The sequence below is a fragment of the Leucobacter shiyiweii genome, from assembly GCF_052446065.1.
Lineage (GTDB): Bacteria > Actinomycetota > Actinomycetes > Actinomycetales > Microbacteriaceae > Leucobacter.
This window is the reverse complement of record NZ_CM127080.1, coordinates 2,528,332-2,548,619: the sequence shown is the minus strand read 5'-3', so window position 1 is coordinate 2,548,619 and position 20,288 is coordinate 2,528,332. Positions and strand designations below refer to the sequence as shown.

Below are 20,288 nucleotides of genomic sequence, written 5' to 3'. Positions count from 1 at the left end.
CTCCTTTCTATTCAGTCGAATGAGTGTGCGGGGGGATCCCCGCCTGTGCGCACGCATCTTCGTTGGTGCGTGCGAAAGCTATGGGTGAGTTCAAGTCGTGCTCGTTGTGCCCGAGGATCGGGCCGAGACCTCCTTCGCGGCCAAGAAATCTGATTCCCAGTCGGCGACGTTACGTGCCACTTCCTGACGCTGGCTGCGATCCCACATTGCGCTCGTATAAAACGGGCGCAGCCAGTGTACGAAACGGTAAATTTTGGGAATGTAGGTGGTGCGGGCGCGACGGACAACCGCGCCGGCGTAGGCGTCTGCCACCTCGTCGAGCTCATTCGTGATACTGAGCGGCCACGGCAAAGTCTTATTGGCGGACTCGCGCGAACCGGGGCCCTGAATCAGCGGCGTCGGTGTCCAGCCCGGATAGAACACGCCGACGTCGACACCCCGGTGCATGACCTCCTGGCGCAGCGAGCCCGCGAACGCATCGATGCCGGCCTTTGCCGCCGCGTAGGCCGACGACTTGGGCGTGTGCTTCAGCACGGACGCCGAGCAGGTAAAGGCGATGTAGCCGCGCTGGGCGATGACGTGCTCAAGCGTCGCCTTGACAGTGCGTATTTGGCCAGACAGATTGATGTCAATGATGCGAAGCAGTTGTTCGGCTGATGTGGCGCGCACGGTGGACGCGCTGCCGATCCCGGCGTTCGCGATGACGACGTCGATCTTGCCCAGGCGTGCGACCGTCTCGGCGGCCGCGATCTCGAGCGATGCAAGATCGCTCACGTCAGCCTGCAGGCCAACGTGGCCCGCCCCCAGGCTCGCTGCTGCGGCGACTGCCTGGTCCCCGTTGCGGTCGACCAAGGCTAACTTGCCGCCGCGCGCTGCGAGTCGTCGGGCGGTCTCAAGACCGATACCGCTGGCGCCACCGGACACGAAAATCACCTGGCCAGCAGGCGGTGGAGTGCGGGATGAATGCTTCATATGTTGTCGACCTTCGAAATAAGAGTGACCGCGAAGCCGGTGCGCGGCGGGGCTGTCGCGCACATCAGAGCGCAATTACTGCATGTGAGAGCCGCCGTTAACATCGGTCGTGGTACCGGTGATGAACGACGAGTCCTCGTCACTGAGGAAGCGGACGGTGTGCGCCACATCGTGCGCGGTACCCAGACGACCCACCGGGATGGTCGACGCGTAGTCAGCGTTCACTGCTTCGCTCACCATCGCCGCCATGCCACTGGCAATGCGTCCGGGGGCCACTGCGTTGACCGTGATGCCGTGTTCGGCGAGCTCATGCGCGAAGGCACGAGTGATACCGAGGACTCCGGTCTTGGTTGCGGCGTAGTGTAACCCGCCCAAACGTCCACCATACCGCGCCGCGACCGACGCAATGTTGATGATGCGGCCATAGTTCGCCTCGATCATGCCAGGGGCGAGGCACTGGATCCCGAGGAACGGGCCAGTGAGGTTGACCCCGACGACGGCGTTCCACTCATTGAGCGGAATGTCGACTCCGTTGAGCTTCTTCCCATCATGCTTCGGGGAGATACCGGCGTTGTTCACCAGAATGGACGGTGCGCCAAAGCGATCGAGCGCGACTTCGCGAATCGCAGCCCATCCACTCGGCTCGGCGACGTCCGCCACCACGGCGACCAGGCGATCGCTCGCCTGCGCGACCTTTGCCTGCAGCGCCTCGAGCGCGGCGGCACTCACATCGGACGCGACGACGCGGTCCCCGCGCTCGAGAAGGGCTTCGACGATCGAGGTGCCGAGACCTCCTGCGGCCCCGGTGACCACTGCAACGCGGCCCTGCTGCACTGCGCTCATGCTGATGCCCCTACCTTCTCGATCTCGTATGCTTCTTCGACAAACTCGCTGTTGACCTCACGGAAGGTGAACGAGAAGTCGGGCCAAAGAGTGGTGAGCCGCCCGCTGCGGGGGTCCACGTACCAGCTGCTGCACCCGCCCGAAAGCCAGACAGTTCCCGCGCTCAGCGCCTCAAGCTCGGCCATGAAGCGTTCCTGCTCTTCGGCACGCACCTCGAGAATTTCGCCCTGGTGCGTCCGCTTCAACGCTTCCATCACATAGTCCAGCTGCGCCTCGGCGATGTAAATTGCCGAGTTGTGGCCCAGCCCGGTGTTCGGCCCCTTGAGAAACCAGAGGTTTGGGAAGCCGCTTACGGCGGTGGTCTTGTACGCCTCCATACCACGGTCCCAGCGGTCATGGAGCGAGAGACCGTCGCGGCCGAAGGTGCGGTACGCCATGGGAATGTCAGTCGCCTCGAAGCCGGTCGCCGAGATGATGACGTCGACCTCGTGCTCGGTGCCGTCGGCGGCCACAATGCCGGTCGGGGTGATCGCCTTCACTCCACCCATTTCGAGTACGACGTTGTCGCGTAGGAAGGTTGGGTAGTACTCGCTAGACTTCAGGATCCGTTTGCAGCCGATCGTGTAGTCGGGGGTCAGCTTGTCTCGCAGCTCGCCCGCGGGGATCTGGCTCTCGAGGTTTCCGAGGGCGGCCTTCGTCGCGGTTTCGATGAGCGTCTGCGTACCGCGACGCTGCGCATACCGCTCTTCGTTTGCCCAAAAGAGGTCTTCTCGAATACGTTCCATCAGCTCGGGGCGACGCTCGAACATGCGCTTCTGCGCTTCGGTGTAATGCGGGTCGTGGCGCGGGGTGACGTACGCCGCCGAACGCTGCAGGACGACAAGCTTCTCAGCTACCTTGCCGACCTCAGGTACGATCTGGATCGCGCTTGCACCCGACCCGATCAGCGCCACGCGCTTGCCCGCGAGGTCAACCGAGTGGTCCCACTCGGCCGAGTGGAAGAGCTTGCCGGTGAACGAATCGAGCCCCGGGATCTCAGGGAACTTCGCGTCAGAGAGGTAGCCGACGGCCATGATGATCGAACGCGCCTCGAAGACTGCGTCGCCGGCCTTCGCGACCCAGAGCTTGCGGTCTTCGTCCCAACGAATGTCGTCAACATTCATGTTGAAGCGGATGTTCGGCAGCACGTTTTCTGTGGCAGCCACGTCCTCGATGTACCTAAGAATCTCGGGCTGCTTCGCGTGCATCTTCGTCCATCCCGGATTGAGGCTGAACGAGTAGGAGTAGAGGTGCGACGGCACGTCGCACTCGGCCCCAGGGTAAGTGTTATCGCGCCAGGCGCCGCCCACAGTGTGCCCTCGTTCGAGCACGACGTAGCTCTGCTCGGTCTGACGCTCGAGCTGCACGGCGATGCCGACGCCGGCGAAGCCGGCGCCGACGATGATAACGTCGGTGCGCGTGATGGTCTCGGTTTCACTCATACTGTGTTCCTCGTTCATCTCTCGTTACTTCCCTAAACCTTCAGCGGCTCGATGGTCTTGCCCGCAGCCACGGCTGCCGGATCGGCCACGAAATCGTCGATCAGCATAAAGACCTGGGCTGGGCGCTCGACCGTGACGCCGTGACCCGAATCGATCTCGGCGAGGCGCGCGTTCTCAATTCCGCCGAGCAGCATGTAGCTGTGGATGATCGGCACCATCAGGTCTTTGGTCGCGCCGATAACGAGCGTCGGCACGGTGATGTTGTTGACATCAGCCTCGATGTCTATGGTGCGGTTGATCTCCATCTCGACGTCAAAGCCATCGCGGAAGGTCCGACTCTGGATGAGGTTCTCGAGGTCGGCGTCCGAGCGGCTGCGCAGGAACTGTGAGCTGAAGGCCAGCAGCGTCTGGAATTCCTGCAGCGGGCGACCACCATCGGCGAAGAGGGATTTCCAGACACTGTTGCGGAGGCGCTGCTGCTTGTCGGTAGTGATCCAGCCGGCGATAAGGGTGAGCGTGCTGAGCAGTTCTCCGCGGCGTCCAGCGAGCGCCGCCGTGATGACCGCACCGAGCGAGTAGCCGACGAGGTGTACGGGGGTACCGCCGGCGCGAGCCTCAATGACCTCGACGACCTGAGCGATCAGCTCGTCGAGGTCGGAGTCTTTCGTGGTGACCAGGTCAAGTCCTATGACGCGGTGGCGCGCGGCCAGCATTGGAAAGACCGTGCGGAAGTGAGTGTCTGTTGTGCCGCCAGTGCCGTGCACCAGAATGATGGGCGTGCGGCCGTCGCCCGGAACTCCGGTGTCGAAGTAGGTAACTGATTTGCCGGCGAACTGAACCGTGCCGGTTTCCGAATCAGGATGAAGTTTCACTTCTTAACTTCCTTCAAAATCTCTGCTGTCAGGGGAACAAACCACGCAGAGGAGACTTTGGTATCTCCTCGTTGAGAGTGCGCTCCTTTCGGAGTACTCTCTCACTATAGGTACTGAGAGCGCACTCCGCAATCTGAAATCAAGATTCCTCTCTCGTTCCGCATTGACCCCTACAAAGGAGTAAACACGTGAAGATCACTGGCGCCGTGCTCAAGCAGTCCGGACTCGCCCGCCCCTACGCGACGAGCCTTCCCGTCAACATCGTCGAAGTCGACCTTGCACCCCCTGGCCTCGGAGAAATCCTGATCCGCGTCGAGACGGCTGGCCTCTGCCACTCGGACCTGTCAGTCGTTAACGGCAGTCGGCAGCGTCCGCTGCCCATGCTGCTGGGGCACGAGGCCGCTGGCATCGTCGCCGAGCTCGGCGAGGGCGTTACCGATCTCGAGGTCGGCCAGCGCGTCGTGACTGTCTTTCTCCCCCGCTGCGAGATCTGCCCGTCCTGCCTCACCGGCGGAAAGCTGCCCTGCGAAGCGGGCACCCGCAGCAACACCGAGGGCGTGCTGCCGTCGGGCGAGTTGCGCCTCGGCCAAAATGGCGAGCCGATCAAGCACCACTTGGGCGTCTCGGCCTTCGCGACCCACGCTGTGGTGGATCGCCGCTCAGTCGTGCCGGTCGGCGCAGACGTTCCACCGCAAGTAGCCGCGGTGCTGGGCTGCGCAGTCCTCACTGGCGGCGGTGCAGTGAAAAACGCCGGCGCGCTCGAGCCGGGCCAAGACGTCATCGTGGTCGGTCTCGGCGGGGTCGGCATGGCCGCGATCCTGACGGCCGTCGCCATAACCTCTGCCGCCGGTGGACGCGTGATCGGCGTCGATTCCATCCCCGAGAAGCTTGAGGCCGCCCTTGCGATGGGCGCCGACGACGCCGCGACCCCCGAGGACGCGGTCGCCCGCCTACTCCGCGCCCCCGTGGTGATCGAAGCCGCAGGGCACCCGCGCGCCTTCGAAACCGCGGTCGCGCTGACCGCCCCCGGCGGCATAACCGTGACCGCCGGCCTCCCCTCGCCTGACGCCACCTCAACGATTACGCCCCTCACCATCACTGCTGAGGCGCGCACCATCGTCGGCAGCTACCTGGGTTCGTCCGTGCCCGCACGCGACATCCCCGAGTATGAACAGATGTGGCGCGAGGGCGTGTTGCCCGTCGAGAAGCTCACCTCGTCGACCGTGCCGCTCGCCGAATTAAATCACGCTCTCGACGTGCTCGACGAGGGCCGCGCGATCCGCCAGATGATCAGCTTCGAGGGGGCTGGCGCATGATGCTCGATTTCGGCCAGCCGGTCGCTGGCATCGTGCAGTTCGCGTACACCGTACCCAATCTGCAGGCCGCTATGAAACAGTGGACCGACCTGACCGGCATCGGGCCGTGGTTCGTCCGCGGCCCCTTCACAACGCAGCGGGCTAAGTACCGGGGTGAAGTTGTCCCGACAAGACTCGTCGTCGCGCAGGCGTTCTCGGGGCACGCGATGATCGAACTCATCGAGCAGCTCGACGACGCCCCGTCGGTGTACCGCGAGCGCGTTGCGACTGGGGGGTTCGGGTTCCACCACGTTGCACGCGGGACGCAGAACTTCGAATCGGATGTCGCCGCCTACGCTGCGCGCGGGCTCGCTCTGGTGTACGAGAGTGTACTGCCGACCGCGGCCCGGCTCGCATATTTCGATTCGAACGAAGAGCTCGGAGGCATGATCGAGCTCGTTGAGCTCAACCCGGCCCAGGAGGCGGTCTACACCGCGGTGTACCGCGCCGCGCAGGACTGGGACGGGTCGGACCCGGTCCGCGTCCATTGATCCGGGCACCTGCAGGCCCCGCCCACCGCAACCCCGGGAGACACCATGCTGACCACCGCTAGTTCCACCACCGCCCTCATCGACCGCCCGCTGCGGCTCAACGAGGCGGTGACGGCCCCCAATCGCCTGGCGCTCGCCCCCATGACGAACTGCCTGAGCACTGACACAGGCGAGGTTAGCGAGGCCGAGATCGCCTGGTATCGCAGCCGCGCTGACGCCGGGTTCGGCACCATTGTGACGGGTGGCCTCTCGGTGTCCCCCGAAGGCCAGATCCGGCGAAACCAGCCCCGCGTCGACGACGACCGCTACGTGCCAGGCCTCGCCCGGCTCGCCGCGTCAAGACGCCCCGGCACCGTGATGCTGGCGCAGCTGCTGCACGGCGGCCTGCGCGTGGACCACGCGTGGAGCGGGCACACACTTGAGGCAGTGGGGCCGTCCGACGGCTGCGGGGTGCGCGGGCTGACTGAAGCCGGGATCGAAATCATGCTCGACCGCTACGTCGACGCCGCGAAACGCACCATCGAGGCGGGCTTTGACGGCGTCGATATTCACGCGGCCCACGGCTACTTACCCGCCCAATTCTTGAGCCAACTTGAGAACACTCGCGACGACGCCTGGGGCGGCGACTTTGCGGGGCGGACGCGCTTCACCCTTGAGCTCGTCTCGCGGTTCCGAGAGGCTCTCCCGTCCTCGGCTGTCATTCAGCTCCGGATCTCGGCCGAGGACTTCCGGCAATCCCGCGGAATCGACCTCGACGAGTCGGCTGAGCTCGCGGTGCTCGGCGCGGAGGCGGGCGCCGACATCATCAGCCTCTCGGTCTGGGACATCCACCAGCCCTCGCAGAAGCACCCGCACACCTCGCCGGTCGAGCACGTCCGAGCGAGGCTCAGTGACCGAGTACCGCTCGCCATCGCGGGCAAGATGTGGGACTCGCGCGATGCCGCCCTCGGCTTCGCGCTGGGCGGCGACCAGCTGGTCATTGGCCGCGCGGCGATCTTCAATCGCACAGCGCCTAGAGTCCTGCGCACCCCCGGCCTCACTCCGAAACTGCCGCCCGTGGCCGCCGCCACGCTCGCTGACGAGGGCGTGGACGCCCCGTTTCTCGAGTACCTCACCGACAAGTGGCACGCGCTGTTCACGCCTGCCGCGTGAACGCTACCCGACGAGTCGCCCCATCTCATCGATGATCTCTGCCGCCGTCACCGGGTCTTCGAGGTGCGGGTAGTGGCCGATGCCCGGCAGCGAGATAAACCGCAATGCAGCGGAATTCACAATGCGCGCGGCGGCACCCTCGACCATTTCGCGGGTCGCGAGCCAGTCGGCGTCACCGTGCACCAGTGTGACGGGGCAGCGAATTTCTTGCATACGCTCTCGAATGTCGGTGTTGGTGTAGGCCGTGAGGTCTGCCTGCTGGGCAAGCGGGCTGATTTCGCGGACGTTCCACTCGATGAAGTTGCGCGCCTGGGGCAGCGCCCGTTCGCCGACAAGACTCAGGGCGAAGTCGAGGTTTGAGTGCTGCAGCGCCACGCGTGAGTGGGTCATCATCGCAAGAGAAGTCGCGGAGATGGTGGGGGTATAGTCGCTCCCCTGGAACGCTACTGCACCGAGCACGCGGCTCGAGATCGCCGACAGGAGCAGCGACAGGTTGCCTCCGACCGACGTGCCCGCGACGATGAATCGCTCTTCCCCCACGGCACTCATGAAGGCGAGTAACCAGCGCGCGATATTGTCGATATTACTCAGGCAGGGCTCCGCGCCACGAGGCCAGCTCTTGCCGTGGCCGGGCAGGTCGGGTGCGTACAACCGGTAGTGGCCTGCAAGCCGCTCGATCACGCCGTGCCACTGGCGGTTGTCGCGTCCCGCGGTGTGTAACAACAGCACGGGTACGCCCGCTCCCCCACTCTCGTAGTAGGCACGAACGCCGTCGACCACGACGTAGCGGCCCTGCACATCGAGGTACTCTGGGGTGGAATCGGCCGAGTCGGTCAGGGCCGCAGGCGCCACTTCGCCTGCGAACCACCGCGACAGAGGCGGCAGCAGCCACGACACGGCGACGGGATCTCCGCTCACCCGCAGGGTGCCCAGCGCGGCATTCGTCGCCTGCGCCCAGCTCACCTCCCCTGCGAGCAGAGCGTCCCAGGCGGCCGCCGGCCCGCGCGCCGTCAGGTCCGCGGCGGGCTCGGTTGACGCTACATCATCCCCCGACGCATCGGTAACTAAGACAGGATCCGCCAGCAGCCGCACACCAGCGGCATCAATCAGCACCAACGCGCGATCGATCTGCCCGTCATGCTCGCACTCGAATCGTGCCCGTAGCGGGACGAGGTGACTGAGTGCGCGTTGCAGCGGGGCGTCGTCCACCGGACGAGTAGAGTGTGCGCGCAGTTTGACCAAAAATGTAGAGTCGTCCATGACTTCCGTTCCCATTCCAGTGGGCCACCCGACCCGGGCAAATGACCGCAAGAAACTCGCGGATCCGACCGAAGTTCCTTAAAGTGGAGTGCACTCTCATTCTGTCGTATGAACTGAGACTCACGCAACCGAGCGCAGGACTCCTGCTCGTATACTCAGGGTTAGCATCTCCCTTGCTCCCTCAACGAAGCGCACCACAGGATTGACATTGAGCACAGACACGAATCTCCCCCTCCCCGATGAGGAGCCCATCGGCCTCCGCGAACGTGGGCGCCAAGAACGCTTTGCGCGCGTTCTCACTGCCGCCGAAGAACTGTTCACCGCGAAAGGCTTTGACGCGGTCACCACCCGCGAGGTAGCGCAGCTCGCCGGTGTCGGAGAGGCCACGCTCTTCCGGTACGTCGCAAACAAGACGGACTTGTTACTCCTGGTCATCGGCCGCACCCAAGACAGCCTCATCGACGACATCGTGCTGTCCGACCGGCGTACCGAGGACCACTCACCAGAGGCACCCTCTGGTGAGTGGTACATCGATCGTATTGCCGCGATCTACCGCGAGCGTATTCGCTACTACACGCTCGACCCCGAGAATGTTGCGAAGTATGTCGTCTCGGGCCTTCAATCGTCGGGAAGTAGGCTCGGCGAGCGAAGCACTCGTGCCGGTGACCGCATTATCGAGTTGGTGCGGAACATCGTGGTGACAGCCCAGGAACGGAGAGTCTTCCGCGATGACGTTGACCCCACTCTCGTGGCGCGCAATCTGAACGGCTGCTACATCCACGAGGTCCTGCGCAGCCCGGCCAGAAACCTACCGATCGAAACCACCTGGGACCGGCTGCACGAGCGGTTTGACGTGATGCTGCGGCCGTTGCTCGTCACCGTGGACTAACTCCTTACACCGGTCACCTCAAACTGAATAGCACCGCCCAGAAAGCTCGGGCGACCGCCCGATACCTCCGCTGCGCGCCCCCTGTGGCAGCCCTACAACAAGAAAACGGTTGAATCAGCATCTGGTTCAACTGTTCCTGCTACTTCGTATACTCAAGTCTTCCAATTTCGTGAAAGACCCCATCTGTGCGCGAGGGGTGTCCGAATTCACCACATTCTTGACAAGTTCCCGAGCCAATCTGTTGCATGATGGCTGACACACGAGTCGCGACATCGATGACAACCACGACCTCCACGATGAGGCATGAAGCCCAAAAACTTGATCATCGACCTCGCTATCACCGAACAAGGCGTGAATCGGCCTGGGTTTATCACGCCCTCCACTAAACCCGGGGCGATTCATCTCGCAGATGCGCGTTGATCCGGTCCCCGGACCCTTTCCAACTTAAAACACAAGGCCAGTGCGCGGATCCCGGAGCGCATAGACATAGTAGAGAGATGCGTCGCGACTTCATGCGGGATTTGGATGAGCCCACTTATGGTTCAAACATGAGCCAGACTTGATGGCTCTCGTTTGTATGGCCGGAGCGGCTGCGTATAGCTACAGATGAAGGCGCTGGAATAATTACGCGCTTAACCTGGAAAACCATTCCGGCGGGTTCCACGGATCCCTTACGGGACAAGGGCTCCGGGATTCCACGAAACAACCCACGAGTGTCCTGAGTCGCGACATAGTTGACAAACTGGTCGTGACTCAGGACTTTTTCGTGGGTTCATGGTGTTGACAGTGAACCAGGGTCGGTGAGTCGCGTCATCGTTGACAGCGGTCATGAAGGTTTTTTGGGTTGGTAGTCCTTCGCTGGGTCGATGGTGTACTCGCCGATAATTTCTTGCTTTCCGGCCAGAAAGAATGGATAGCGTTGGGTGTATCTAGCCCGACCACCCCACCCACCTCTCAGTCAGAGCCGTTCCTCAGCGCTGAGGCCGGTGTCGTAGAGCGTCGGCCCTGGGTCTGATTGCGTGAACTGGGGGCGCCGCTTCTGTGGCGGTCTGATCGCTGCTTCCGTGTCCATTTCGTTGGCCGCGTGCAGAAGCCCCGCGCGTTCTATGAGCACCCACTCAGCGGCCCGCGTCTGATGCTCGATCGTCATACCGCAATGGAGGCGGAGCGCCTGTTTGATGACCGCGTTCGCCCCACACTCGATGCGGCTGGTGGTCTTGGATCCGCCGACCTTGAGGTATGTGAAGAGGTGGTCGCAGCGTCGGAGCTCCGCGAGGAGGTGTACGCCTTCCTGAGCCTGTCGTGGATATACCACCACTTCTTCCCGGTGGGTGAGTCCCAGAGCACTCCTAAGAGGCGTCGTTTCTCGTAGGAGCGATCCCTGGCGAGGTGGGTGCGCAGATTCATCCAGAGATGAAATATGCAGCGTTGGGTGAGGGTGTCGGGCCATTGCTCTCGGAGTGTTACCCGGACTCCGGTACTACCATCGCAGATCACGATCAGCGGGTTCGGAACTTGTGTCAGGAGCGCTTCCCGGGCGGGCTGTGACTAGGTAGAGCACCATTGCCACGCGAGTGGTATCTGGTGTTCATCGGTCGCGATGAGTAGGCACCAGAACCCAAGATCGGTGCCATCGATCATCACTTAGTTCGGGGGGATCGTCACCTGGGGCAGTATGGGGGTGAAGCGAGAGGAGTCTCGCAGAGGTATCGTGAGCTTCGTGCGCTCGTACGCAGCCACTGCCGGCGCCTCCGCCGTGCATTTAGCGATCCTGGGCAGTTAAAGGAGCAATCACTTCCCGAGGAGCAACACGGCGGATGGGTTCCTCCATCGCTGAGATCCTGTAGCAATTGAAGCGGTGTACGGTGCGGGGTACTGGGTACCCCGCACCCCTAGTCCGCCAACTGCAGCACGCCATCGATGCGCCGCGCCACCGAGCGGTTGCCTTCGCGCAGCTCGACCGGCAGCACGGCCTCGGGCGCGTCCTGCCATACCATTGGCCTCAAGAAGCGCCGGATCGCCGTCACCCCCACCGAGGTGTGCAGCGAGTTCGTCGCGGGCCACGGTCCGCCGTGGTGCTGCGCCCACGAGACGCGCACCCCGGTCGGGAACCCGCCGAACAGCAGCCGACCCGCAATCGGCGCCACGAGCTCCGCGAGACGCGCGGTGAGCTCGACCTCGTCGGCGGCTGCGTGGATCGTCGCGGTGAGGGACCCCGGCACCACGCGTAGCCCAGCCTCGACTTGGGCGACGTCGGAGTAACGCACGAGCACCACGAGCGGCCCGAACGCCTCCTCGGTGTGGTCTACGGAGAAGTCGTCGATGCCGACGCTCAGCACCGCGGCGGCGCTCGAGTACCCGTGCCCGCCCGACTCTCCGCGCGCCAGTTCCGTGACCCCGGTCGCCGCCTGCAGCTCGCCGCGCACGCGCTCGAAGTTCTCGTGTACCCGCTCACCGAGCAGCACGTGCGGCGGCTGAGCGCCGATCTCCGCAGCGAGCGACTCCGCGAACCGATCGCCCGCCTCACCCTCAGGCAGGAAGACGAGTCCCGGCTTCGTGCATAGCTGTCCGCCCGACCCGGTGACGGACACAGCGAGACCAGCTGAGAGCGCCTCACCGTTCGTCGCGAGCGCTCCGACCGTCACGATCACGGGGTTCACACTCTGCAGTTCGCCGTAGAGCGGGATCGGAGTCTCGCGCCCGTCGATGATCTGCTGCAGCCGCTGGGCGGCACCGAGCGAACCGGTGAAGCCGACAGCGCGGATCGTCGGGTGCGCCACGAGCGCCGCGCCCGCGGACTGACCGTAGACGATGCCGACGGTGCCGGCGGGCGCTCCGACCCGCTCGGCTCCGGTGCGCAGCGCCTCGAACGCGAGCCGAGAGGTGCGCAGGTGCGCGCTGTGCGCCTTCACCACTACGGGATTGCCAGCGGCCAGCGCGGAAGCGGTGTCGCCGCCCGGCACAGAGAAGGCGAAGGGGAAGTTGCTCGAGCCGAAGACCGCGACCGGGCCAAGCGGGATCAGCATGCGGCGTACGTCCGGCCCGGGTCCGAGGGGCGTGTCGCCGGCGTGGTCGATCATGGCCTCAAGAAACCCTCCCTCCCGCACGGCCTCGGCGAAGAGCCGCAGCTGGAAGGCCGTGCGGCTAAGCTCTCCGTTCAGGCGGGGGTCGCCGAGCCCGGTCTCCTGGCGTGCGATGTCGACGAGGTCTGCACGGCGTTCCTCGAGCGCATCGGCCATCGACTCGAGCAGAGAGGCGCGCCAGTCGCGGTCGCGACGAGCGATCTCCGGAGCGGCGGCTGCGGCCGCCGCGGTGATCGTCTCGAGTTCGGCATCGGTCGTGAGGACGACGCCGGCGTCGGTCGTGACGCCGGTGGTCGGGTTTGTGGTGGACAGCATGGTGCTCCTGTCGGGAGGGGATGGAGAGGTACACAGAGGGCGTTGGAGAGCGCTCAGCCGAGCCTCGTGAGGCTCGTACCGGGCAGCAGAAACGGAAGAACGTTTGACGAGCGGAACAGCTACGCGGAGTCGCGCGCCGCGAGCGAGAAGCCCAGGTCGAGCGACGTCGGCTCTGCGGTCTCGCCGAGCATGCGGCTCAGTAACAGCTCACCGGCGCGGCGACCGATCTCGAGGTTCGGGGTGCTCACGGTGGTGAGCGGGGGGCTGAGGTGCCGGCTGAGCTCGAAGTCGCCGAAGCCGCAGATCGCGATGCGGTCCGGCACCGCGATTCCGCGCGATTGAGCCTCAAGCAGTGCGCCGGTCGCGAAGATGTCGCTGGCGCAGAGCAGCACGTCGGTCTCGGGATGCTCCCGCAGTGCGAGATCAAGGAGCAACCGGCCTGCCGCAATGCTGATGCCGTTGGCGCCCGAGTCGATAACGCGGATCGGTTCGCCCGGGTAGAGCTCGCGCGTGCGCTGTTCGAAGGCGAGGCGTCGGTCGAGCGCGCGCGAGTCGGAGCCGGTGAGCCAGCCCGCGAAGGTCGGATGCCGGTAGCCGCGGGAGTGAACGTAGTCGACGACGGCCGTGATGGCCGCGCGGTTGGAGAAGCCGACAAGCGAGTCGATGGGCTCATCGGTCCAGCTCCACGTCTCGACGACCGGCACCTTGGCGCCCGCGAGCATAGTCCGTGCCGCCGGGGTGTGCTCCGTGCCGACGACGATGATCCCATCGGGGCGCCGTCCCAGGAACGCGCGGATCAGTTCTTCCTCGCGGTCGGCATCGTAGTCCGTCGACCCGATGAAAAGGTGGTACCCCTTCGAAGCTAGCACCGCGTCGAGCCCGTGGATCGTCTCCGCGAATACCGAGTACGACATGGCAGGCACTATCGCCGCGACCGTCATGCTGCGGTTGGAGGCGAGATTGCTGGCGGCCAGGTTCGGCACGTATCCGGTCTCGGCGATCGAAGTGCGCACGACAGCGAGAGTCGCTTCCGACACGAGATTGGGCATACGGATCGCGCGCGACACCGTCTGGGGGGAGACTCCCGCGTGCACCGCGACCTCGTGCAGCGTCACAGAGTTCGTGCTTCTGCGTGTCACGCTGACTGCCCTTCTGACCATTCGATCCTCGAATCATAGTAGTCCACGGCCAGCCAAGTTTCTCATGAGGTCGGACAGTCCGAACGTCCACGGAGTGCACTCCTCGCTGAGCTGCACACGATTAATCAGGGTGCCGATCAACGGGGAATGGATCTCCACGACGTCGCCCACCTGATGGGTAAAACCCTTCCCGGCCTCGCCGCGATCGTCGACGGGGGCGAACAGGGTGCCGAGGAACAGCAGCGCCCCATCGGGGTACTGGTGGTGCCGGCCGATGAGCTGGGCGACGAGCGACTCGGGATCCCGACTGATCTGCGACATGTCCGACGCCGCCTCGAGCTCGTAGCCGTCCTCCCCGCGAACGGTGAGCCGCACCTCCATGCTGCGCACGTCGTCGAGGGTGAAACCCGCGTCGAAGAGCCGGATGAGCGGTCCGGTCGCGCTCGACGCATTGTTGTCTTTCGCCTTCGGCAGCAGCAGCGCACTGCGCCCCTCGATGTCGCGGAGGTTGACGTCGTTGCCGAGCGTCGCGCCTACGATCCTGCCGTCGGAGCTCACGACCAGCACGGCCTCCGGCTCCGGATTGTTCCAGTTGGAAGCTGCGAGCACGCCAATCTCGGCGCCGACCCCGACCGAGGCGAGCGGCAGCGCTTTGCTGAAGATCTCGGCGTCGGGACCGATGCCTACTTCCAAATACTGAGACCACATGCCGCGCTCGACCAAGTAACTTTTCAGTTCCGTCGCGCGCAGGGAACCGGGACGTAGCGAGCGGAGATCCCCGCCGATCTGCTCGGTGATCTCTTTGCGCAGTGCGGCGGCCTGCTCCTGATCGCCGCCCGCGCGCTCCTCGATGACGCGCTCGACCATCGATACGGCGAACGTAACACCCGCGGCCTTTACAGCGTGGAGATCGTGCGGGGCGAGCAGCCAGGGGATCGCAGGATCGCGCCGGCCGTGCTGGCTGTTGGCGTGGATCTCGGCGAACGAGCCGAGGCGAGTTCCTTTCGCCTCGCGCGCCGCCTTCGCGGGATCGGGTTGCTCGGTCAGGTCGCTCACCGTGGCGAAGCTCGGGGTGAGCGCGTAAACTTCGCCATCTTCGACCAGTACGGGGGTGGGGCCACCTGCAGCCGACTCGAACACGCGGCCCACGAGGGTGGCGCCGCCGGCGGAGGGTAGGCCCGCGGACGCGGCGCCGATCCAATCGGTGGCCTGATCTGATTCGTGGGTGTGTGCCGTCATCGTCGGTGGCTCCTGTGGTTCTCGTGTTCGGGTGAGGGGTGTTCCGGGTCGCGTCGCGGGATCAGCGTCCACTGAACGTGGCCGTGCGCTTCTCGGCGAAAGCCGCCCGGCCCTCGGCTGCGTCCTCTGTGGCGAAGCAGATGGTCTGCAGGTCGCGCTCGTAAGCCATCGCCTGGTCGAAGGGCATGGTGTACGCCGCCCGCAGGTTCGCCTTCGCGGTCTCGATGGCAATGGGCGGGCGGTTCGATATGATCGCAGCGAGCTCTTGTGCGCGCGGGAGCAGGGCCTCCGGTTCGAGCACCTCGCTTACGAGGCCGAACCGCAGCGCCATCTCGGCGTCGATGGGATCGCCGGTCAGCAGCATGAGCGCGGCGTTGCTCGCACCCGCGGAGTGGGCGAGGAAGGCGCTCATGCCGCCGCCGCCGATCCAACCGAGCTTGACCTCGGGCGCCGCAAACCGGGCCGCGGTGCTCGCCAGCCGGATGTCGCAGATCATCGCGGTCTCGAGACCACCGCCGAACGCAAAGCCGTTCACCGCGGCGATGACGGGTTTGCGTAGCTCCCGCAGCGCGTCGCAGTAGTCGACCCGGTTCCGAAACTCCCACGGGGTCGTGTATTTGTCGAGCGAGCGAATGTCGCTTCCGGCGGAGAACGCACGTTCACCCGCGCCGGTGAGCACGGCGGCGCGCACGGTGCCGTCGCCGTTGATTTCGTCGGCAAGGCGCGTGAGCTCCGCAGACATCTCCTGGGTCACCGCGTTGAGCTTCTCGGGTCGGTTGATCGTGATCGTCACGACGTGACCGTCCTGCTCGGCAAGGATCTGCTCGCACTCGCTCCGGATCATGGGGTCGCTCCTGTCTGGGTGTGATGGGCGGCGCTCGTGAGCGCGGTGAGATAGGCGGCCTCGATGCGTTCGAGGGTCGCGACGGGGTCGAAGAACGGACGCCCCAGGCCGTCGCGGACAATGGCGGAGGCCTCGGACTGGAACGCGGTGTATCCGGCGAAGCGCGGGCGTATCCACGAGGCGTCGAGGGTACGCCGTGTGCGGCGGTAGAAGTCTGCGCTCGTGGCGTTCACGGCATCCGACTCCCAGGCGGAGATCCGAGACGGCTGGCCGTCGTGCTGCGGGATGAACCCCTCCTGCGCTGCTGCGGACAGCAGCCACCCGAGGTGGGCCGCGAGCTCCGGAGTGACCCGTGTGTCCGCGCTGATCGCGATCCCGGTGCCGCCGATGGTGCTGCCCGGTCGCCCGCCGCGCACGGCCGCGGGCGCGTCGACGAAGTGCACGCGGGATCCGGGATCCGCCACGGTGCTCGCCGCGGAGTAGTTCACGTAGCCGTAGACGAGCGGGATGTAGGCGATCTCATTTCTCGTGCGCATGCGGTCAAGTAGACCGATCGGGTTTAGGGCCGCCGTGTCGAGTGGGGCCCGCTCCGCGAGCTCGTGCAGCATGGCGAGTGCAGCCAGAGCGGTCTCGCGGTCGAAGAGCGGTGCGGGATCCGCCACGAAATCCGGGCGGGGCGCCAGCGAGCGCGGCTCCGCTCCGAGGGACACGGCGACCGAGCAGAGACTGAGGAAGGCGTGGGGGCCCGCGAGCGAGAGGGCGACGGGCGCGCGCAGAGAGAGCTCCCGCACCTCGTCCCAGGTCGCGGGCGTGCGATCCACGAGATCCTCTCGCACAGCGGCGACCTGGGTCGCGGCGTCGAGTGGAAGCGCCCAAAGGTGGCTCTCGGCCGAGTAGGACGCGAAGGACGGACCGACGGAGTGCACCGCAAGATCGGCAAGGAGCTCCGCGGGCAGCACCGCGTCAAGCGGCTGGAGCGCACCCTGCGCGATGGCGTCGCCGAGGTGCGGATGGTCGATCACGATCAGGTCGTAGCGTGCGGCGAGCTCGCCGATTGGGGCCGATTCGAAGCCTTCCAGCGGCTGCGCGTCCCAGCTCAGCAACACCGACGCACCGAGGCGCTCTGCCTGCTCGGCCGCGGCCCGCAGCGCGTGCGCTCCGCGCGGGTGATCCCAGGTGAGACCCCGGAACCTCGCATGCTCGGTACTGCTCGTCACCTCAGCTCCCGACGGTCTCGACGACGACGCCGCGCTCGACCAACGCCGCGAACTGCGCGTCCGTGACTCCGAGCTCGTGCGCGATCTCGCTGCTGTGCTCACCGACGCGTGGCGCGCCGCGGTCGATGCGCGCGGGGGTCGCCGAAAAGGCGTAGGGGAACCCGGGTGTCTTGACCGGCCCCTCGATCGGATGGTCGTACTCGACGAACGTACCGTTGTGCGCGATCTGGGGGTCCGCCACGAGATCGGCGTAGCCATACACCGGCCCGACCCAGATCCCGGCGTCCCCGAGCACCTCCATCCAGTGCGCCGTGCTCTGCTTCGCGAGCCCGGCAGCGGTCTTCGCGAAGATCTCGTCGCGACGGGCCCAGCCGTCGACCTCGTCGGTGAGATCCTCGAACGACGGCTCCCCGATGAGGCGGCCGAGCGTCTTGAGATCCGGCATCGCGAGTGCGAGGTAGCCGTCGGTGGTCGCGAATGTGCCGTAAGGCGAACGGATGTATACGTGGGCGTGCGGTTGCTCGCTGCGCTGCTGCGGCAAGGTGCCCATGAGGTACACCGAGAGCTCCTGCATCTGCAGGGTGGTGATGGCGTCGAGCATGTTGACGGAGACCTTCTGGCCCTCACCTGTGCGCTCGCGGTGCAGCAGGGCGGCGAGCGCCCCCTCGAACGCTGTCGACGCGGTGATTGCATCGACCAGGTACTGCCCCGCTGCCTGGGGCGGCGTGCCGTGCGCACCAGCCGATAGCATCGCGCCGCTCATGGCCTGCAGCAGCAGATCCTGACCCGGGCGATCCCGGTACGGGCCGTCCTCACCGTAGCCCGAGATCGAGACGTAGATGAGCTTCGGGTTGATCTTCCGCAGCGACTCGTAGTCCACGCCCAGTCGCTTAGCCACGCCGGGCCGGTAGTTCTGGAGGAAGACGTCGGAGGAGCGCACGAGTTCGAAGAGCAGCTGGCGCCCCTCGTCGTCCTTGAGATTCACCGCGAGTGACCGTTTATTGCGGTTCAGCGACAGGAAGGAGACGTTGATCTCTTTGCCGGTGGCCCCTCCCGCCGGGGCGTGGCGCTGCCACTCACCGCTAGTCGGCTCGACCTTGATCACATCGGCGCCGAGGTCACCGAGCCGCTGGGCGGCGAACGGGCCGGCCATCGCGATGGAGCAATCGATCACCCGGTATCCGGAGAGGATTCCGGGAGTGGAGGTCGCGTTCATGGGGTTTCCTTTACAGAGGAATGTCGGTGATGGCGTCCACGGAGCCCGTGACCGCTTGGGGGGTGTGCAGGATCTTGACGGCGAGGCGGTAGTCACGGCGCTCGCCGTGCTCCAACCAGCTCAGCTCCCCGGTGTCGCGGGCGTGCTGTTCTCCCTCGACATGGTTCGAGGAGGGCTCGAGGCCGAGGCCGTACTGGCCGGCGCGCATGTTCTGCCACTCGAAAAAGTTCGGCATCGTGCGCGCGTCCCAACTCACCTCGATGCCGAGTTCGCGATCCGGGCGGATCAGCGCGACGCGGTGGTCGCCGTCGGCGCCGGCTTGGAGTTCGTGCTCCCAGACCTGCTCGACGAACCCGGTGATCGGCGCCGGCATCGGGGTGTGCGGCACTCCCTGCTCCGTCGTCGAGTCGGAGGCCCAGAGCTGGCGCCGGATCGGGGCGACGAGCTCGCTGCCCTCGTCGACGAACGGCCACCCGAGGTTCAGATGATAGAGAAACATGTGCGGGGTGCGCTCGAAACCGAGGTTGTCGACCGTGTCGTGCACGCGCACCTCTTCGCCGAAGATGTCGATCTCGACCGTGCGGGTGAGTCGAAGGTGCTCGCCGAAGGAGGTGGCCTGGATTACCTCGCCGCGCACGCGGAGCACGCCGCCGATCTCCTGCCAGTCCTCCTCGATGGAGAGCAGGCGGCCCGGGATCGCGGTGAGGCGGCCGTGCAGCCCGTGGATCACGGTTTGCTTGGGCGGGTAGGCGTAGTGGCTCGCGTCGTACTCGCCGCCGAAGAGCGCGTGGTCCAGCCCACCCGTCACAAGCAGTCCGTCGAGCGCGCGAAGCCACGACAGCCCACCCTCGGCATCGGCCTCGTGCAGCCCGGGGTGGCGGAAGCCGTTGCCGGAGCGCCAGCCGAAGGGAAGGCCGCGCCAGCGCGCACCGCCGAGGTCGAAGCCGCGGTCGATGAGCACCTCGACTTCGAGGCCGGAGGCGTTGCGGAGCACGAGCGAGCGCACACCGCGCTCGCTGCCGTTGTCGAGCACGGTCTCGCGGATCCCGGCGATCGCAGACAGGTCGCCCGTGCGGCGGCGCAGGTCCGCCGTTGTGATCGGGGTGTCGAAGAAGGTCGTCATGGTTACTCCATCACCCATCCGCCGTCGACGTTTACCGTCTGGCCTGTCAGGAAGCTCGAGTCGGGGCCGACCAGGAAGGAGATCACCGAGGCGAGCTCCTCGTTGCCGCCGCGACGCTTGAGCGACTGGCGGTCGAGCACCCACTGCGTGTACTGCTCGGGGTTCTCGTGGATTTCCTCGGCCTTCGTCGGGAAGGCGCCGGGGGAGACCGCGTTGACGCGGATCCCCGACGCGCCGAGTTCACGCGCGAGCGCGCGGGTCAGCCCGACGGACGCGCCTTTGGTGGAGACGTAGCTCGCGAGGTTTGCCCAGCCGCCGTGGAACGTGATTGAGCTCACGTTGACTATCGCACCGGCCCCGCGGGGCACCATGCGCTTCGCTGATTCCTGAGCGACTAAGAAGTAGCCAGTCTGGTTGACGCGCACCACATCCTCGTACTCCGCGAGCGGGATCTCAAGGAACGGGGTGGGCGGGTAGATCGCCGCGTTGTTGACGACCGCGGTGAGCGGCCCGAGCTCGCGCTCGACCTCGTCCACCGCCGCGGCGATGCTCGCCGGTTCGCGAAGATCGCAGACCACGGTGTGCCCGCGATGCCCTGCGTCGGCGAGGAGCGTCGCGGTCTCACGCAGCTCCTCGCTCTCGCAGCCGAGCACGGCGACGGCGAACCCGTCGGCCGCCAACCGCAGCGCAGTGGCGCGACCGAGCGCCCCGCCCGCTCCGGTGATGAATGCCGCCCCCCGGGGGGCGTCGTGCGACGCCCCGGAGGAGGGCGCCGACGGATTCGTCGTTGCCATGCG

18 protein-coding genes and 1 pseudogene are annotated in these 20,288 nt (G+C 65.7%); 4 read left to right on the top strand and 15 right to left on the bottom strand.

Annotated features, from left to right (window positions below):
* Positions 1-90: 90 nt before the first annotated feature.
* From ACTNFJ_RS11835 to ACTNFJ_RS11820, 4 genes are all read right to left on the bottom strand, one after another.
* On the bottom strand, positions 91-972 hold the full coding sequence (locus ACTNFJ_RS11835) for an SDR family NAD(P)-dependent oxidoreductase (protein WP_435906473.1): 882 nt from the start codon (positions 970-972) through the stop codon (positions 91-93).
* A gap of 75 nt (positions 973-1,047) precedes the next feature.
* Entirely contained in the window at positions 1,048-1,815 is a 768-nt protein-coding gene (locus tag ACTNFJ_RS11830) for an SDR family NAD(P)-dependent oxidoreductase (RefSeq protein WP_435906472.1), read from the bottom strand.
* Positions 1,812-3,296, bottom strand: a complete 1,485-nt coding sequence (locus tag ACTNFJ_RS11825; protein ID WP_435906471.1) for a flavin-containing monooxygenase — start codon at positions 3,294-3,296, stop codon at positions 1,812-1,814. Before ACTNFJ_RS11825 ends, ACTNFJ_RS11830 begins: the two co-directional genes overlap by 4 nt.
* 32 nt (positions 3,297-3,328) lie before the next feature.
* On the bottom strand, positions 3,329-4,168 hold the full coding sequence (locus ACTNFJ_RS11820; RefSeq protein ID WP_435906470.1) for an alpha/beta fold hydrolase: 840 nt from the start codon (positions 4,166-4,168) through the stop codon (positions 3,329-3,331).
* A gap of 188 nt (positions 4,169-4,356) precedes the next feature.
* On the opposite strand from ACTNFJ_RS11820, the gene ACTNFJ_RS11815 reads away from it, so the two are divergent.
* Genes ACTNFJ_RS11815 through ACTNFJ_RS11805 form a run of 3 tightly spaced genes read left to right on the top strand, consistent with a single transcriptional unit; the run spans position 4,357 to position 7,166 of the window.
* Positions 4,357-5,484 (top strand): alcohol dehydrogenase catalytic domain-containing protein, encoded by a 1,128-nt coding sequence (locus tag ACTNFJ_RS11815; RefSeq protein ID WP_435906469.1) that lies wholly within the window; start codon positions 4,357-4,359, stop codon positions 5,482-5,484.
* Positions 5,481-6,014, top strand: a complete 534-nt coding sequence (locus tag ACTNFJ_RS11810; protein WP_435906468.1) for a VOC family protein — start codon at positions 5,481-5,483, stop codon at positions 6,012-6,014. Before ACTNFJ_RS11815 ends, ACTNFJ_RS11810 begins: the two co-directional genes overlap by 4 nt.
* A gap of 45 nt (positions 6,015-6,059) precedes the next feature.
* Positions 6,060-7,166 (top strand): NADH:flavin oxidoreductase, encoded by a 1,107-nt coding sequence (locus ACTNFJ_RS11805; RefSeq protein WP_435906467.1) that lies wholly within the window; start codon positions 6,060-6,062, stop codon positions 7,164-7,166.
* A 3-nt stretch (positions 7,167-7,169) separates the two neighbouring features.
* On the opposite strand, the gene ACTNFJ_RS11800 is transcribed toward ACTNFJ_RS11805, so the two are convergent.
* On the bottom strand, positions 7,170-8,375 hold the full coding sequence (locus ACTNFJ_RS11800) for an alpha/beta fold hydrolase (protein ID WP_435906466.1): 1,206 nt from the start codon (positions 8,373-8,375) through the stop codon (positions 7,170-7,172).
* A gap of 259 nt (positions 8,376-8,634) precedes the next feature.
* Between ACTNFJ_RS11800 and ACTNFJ_RS11795 the strand changes: the two genes are divergently transcribed.
* Positions 8,635-9,315 (top strand): TetR/AcrR family transcriptional regulator, encoded by a 681-nt coding sequence (locus ACTNFJ_RS11795; RefSeq protein WP_435906465.1) that lies wholly within the window; start codon positions 8,635-8,637, stop codon positions 9,313-9,315.
* A 958-nt stretch (positions 9,316-10,273) separates the two neighbouring features.
* On the opposite strand, the gene ACTNFJ_RS11790 is transcribed toward ACTNFJ_RS11795, so the two are convergent.
* The 10 genes and pseudogenes from ACTNFJ_RS11790 to ACTNFJ_RS11745 form a co-directional block, all read right to left on the bottom strand.
* Positions 10,274-10,630 (bottom strand): hypothetical protein, encoded by a 357-nt coding sequence (locus ACTNFJ_RS11790; protein ID WP_435906492.1) that lies wholly within the window; start codon positions 10,628-10,630, stop codon positions 10,274-10,276.
* A gap of 62 nt (positions 10,631-10,692) precedes the next feature.
* A pseudogene (locus tag ACTNFJ_RS11785) lies at positions 10,693-10,812 on the bottom strand (hypothetical protein); the annotation flags it as partial.
* A gap of 395 nt (positions 10,813-11,207) precedes the next feature.
* The gene (locus ACTNFJ_RS11780; protein WP_435906464.1) at positions 11,208-12,713 is read right to left on the bottom strand and encodes an aldehyde dehydrogenase (NADP(+)); all 1,506 of its coding nucleotides are present in this window, start codon (positions 12,711-12,713) and stop codon (positions 11,208-11,210) included.
* Positions 12,714-12,832: 119 nt separating this feature from the next.
* Positions 12,833-13,852 carry a LacI family DNA-binding transcriptional regulator gene (locus ACTNFJ_RS11775; protein ID WP_435906463.1) on the bottom strand — a complete coding sequence of 340 codons (1,020 nt, stop codon included), beginning with the start codon at positions 13,850-13,852 and terminating at the stop codon, positions 12,833-12,835.
* Between the two features lie 33 nt (positions 13,853-13,885).
* The gene (locus tag ACTNFJ_RS11770) at positions 13,886-15,091 is read right to left on the bottom strand and encodes a fumarylacetoacetate hydrolase family protein (RefSeq protein WP_435906462.1); all 1,206 of its coding nucleotides are present in this window, start codon (positions 15,089-15,091) and stop codon (positions 13,886-13,888) included.
* Between the two features lie 61 nt (positions 15,092-15,152).
* The gene (locus ACTNFJ_RS11765) at positions 15,153-15,935 is read right to left on the bottom strand and encodes an enoyl-CoA hydratase/isomerase family protein (protein ID WP_435906461.1); all 783 of its coding nucleotides are present in this window, start codon (positions 15,933-15,935) and stop codon (positions 15,153-15,155) included.
* Positions 15,932-17,152, bottom strand: a complete 1,221-nt coding sequence (locus ACTNFJ_RS11760) for an extracellular solute-binding protein (RefSeq protein ID WP_435906460.1) — start codon at positions 17,150-17,152, stop codon at positions 15,932-15,934. Before ACTNFJ_RS11760 ends, ACTNFJ_RS11765 begins: the two co-directional genes overlap by 4 nt.
* A gap of 1 nt (position 17,153) precedes the next feature.
* A complete protein-coding gene (locus ACTNFJ_RS11755; protein ID WP_435906459.1) occupies positions 17,154-18,368 on the bottom strand; it encodes a CaiB/BaiF CoA transferase family protein in 1,215 nt (404 codons plus the stop codon).
* A gap of 10 nt (positions 18,369-18,378) precedes the next feature.
* Complete coding sequence (locus ACTNFJ_RS11750; RefSeq protein WP_435906458.1) at positions 18,379-19,491, bottom strand: aldose 1-epimerase family protein; 1,113 nt, start codon at positions 19,489-19,491, stop codon at positions 18,379-18,381.
* Between the two features lie 2 nt (positions 19,492-19,493).
* Positions 19,494-20,285: an SDR family NAD(P)-dependent oxidoreductase gene (locus tag ACTNFJ_RS11745; protein ID WP_435906457.1), complete on the bottom strand. Its 792-nt coding sequence runs from the start codon at positions 20,283-20,285 to the stop codon at positions 19,494-19,496.
* Positions 20,286-20,288 lie beyond the last annotated feature (3 nt).

Bases quoted from the DNA above. Each gene is read 5' to 3' on its own strand.
- ACTNFJ_RS11765 (WP_435906461.1), bottom strand. From the start codon at position 15,935: ATGATCCGGAGCGAGTGCGAGCAGATCCTTGCCGAGCAGGACGGTCAC.
- ACTNFJ_RS11825 (WP_435906471.1), bottom strand. From the start codon at position 3,296: ATGAGTGAAACCGAGACCATCACGCGCACCGACGTTATCATCGTCGGC.
- ACTNFJ_RS11810 (WP_435906468.1), top strand. From the start codon at position 5,481: ATGATGCTCGATTTCGGCCAGCCGGTCGCTGGCATCGTGCAGTTCGCG.
- ACTNFJ_RS11745 (WP_435906457.1), bottom strand. From the start codon at position 20,285: ATGGCAACGACGAATCCGTCGGCGCCCTCCTCCGGGGCGTCGCACGAC.
- ACTNFJ_RS11780 (WP_435906464.1), bottom strand. From the start codon at position 12,713: ATGCTGTCCACCACAAACCCGACCACCGGCGTCACGACCGACGCCGGC.
- ACTNFJ_RS11830 (WP_435906472.1), bottom strand. From the start codon at position 1,815: ATGAGCGCAGTGCAGCAGGGCCGCGTTGCAGTGGTCACCGGGGCCGCA.
- ACTNFJ_RS11805 (WP_435906467.1), top strand. From the start codon at position 6,060: ATGCTGACCACCGCTAGTTCCACCACCGCCCTCATCGACCGCCCGCTG.
- ACTNFJ_RS11770 (WP_435906462.1), bottom strand. From the start codon at position 15,091: ATGACGGCACACACCCACGAATCAGATCAGGCCACCGATTGGATCGGC.
- ACTNFJ_RS11835 (WP_435906473.1), bottom strand. From the start codon at position 972: ATGAAGCATTCATCCCGCACTCCACCGCCTGCTGGCCAGGTGATTTTC.
- ACTNFJ_RS11755 (WP_435906459.1), bottom strand. From the start codon at position 18,368: ATGAACGCGACCTCCACTCCCGGAATCCTCTCCGGATACCGGGTGATC.
- ACTNFJ_RS11750 (WP_435906458.1), bottom strand. From the start codon at position 19,491: ATGACGACCTTCTTCGACACCCCGATCACAACGGCGGACCTGCGCCGC.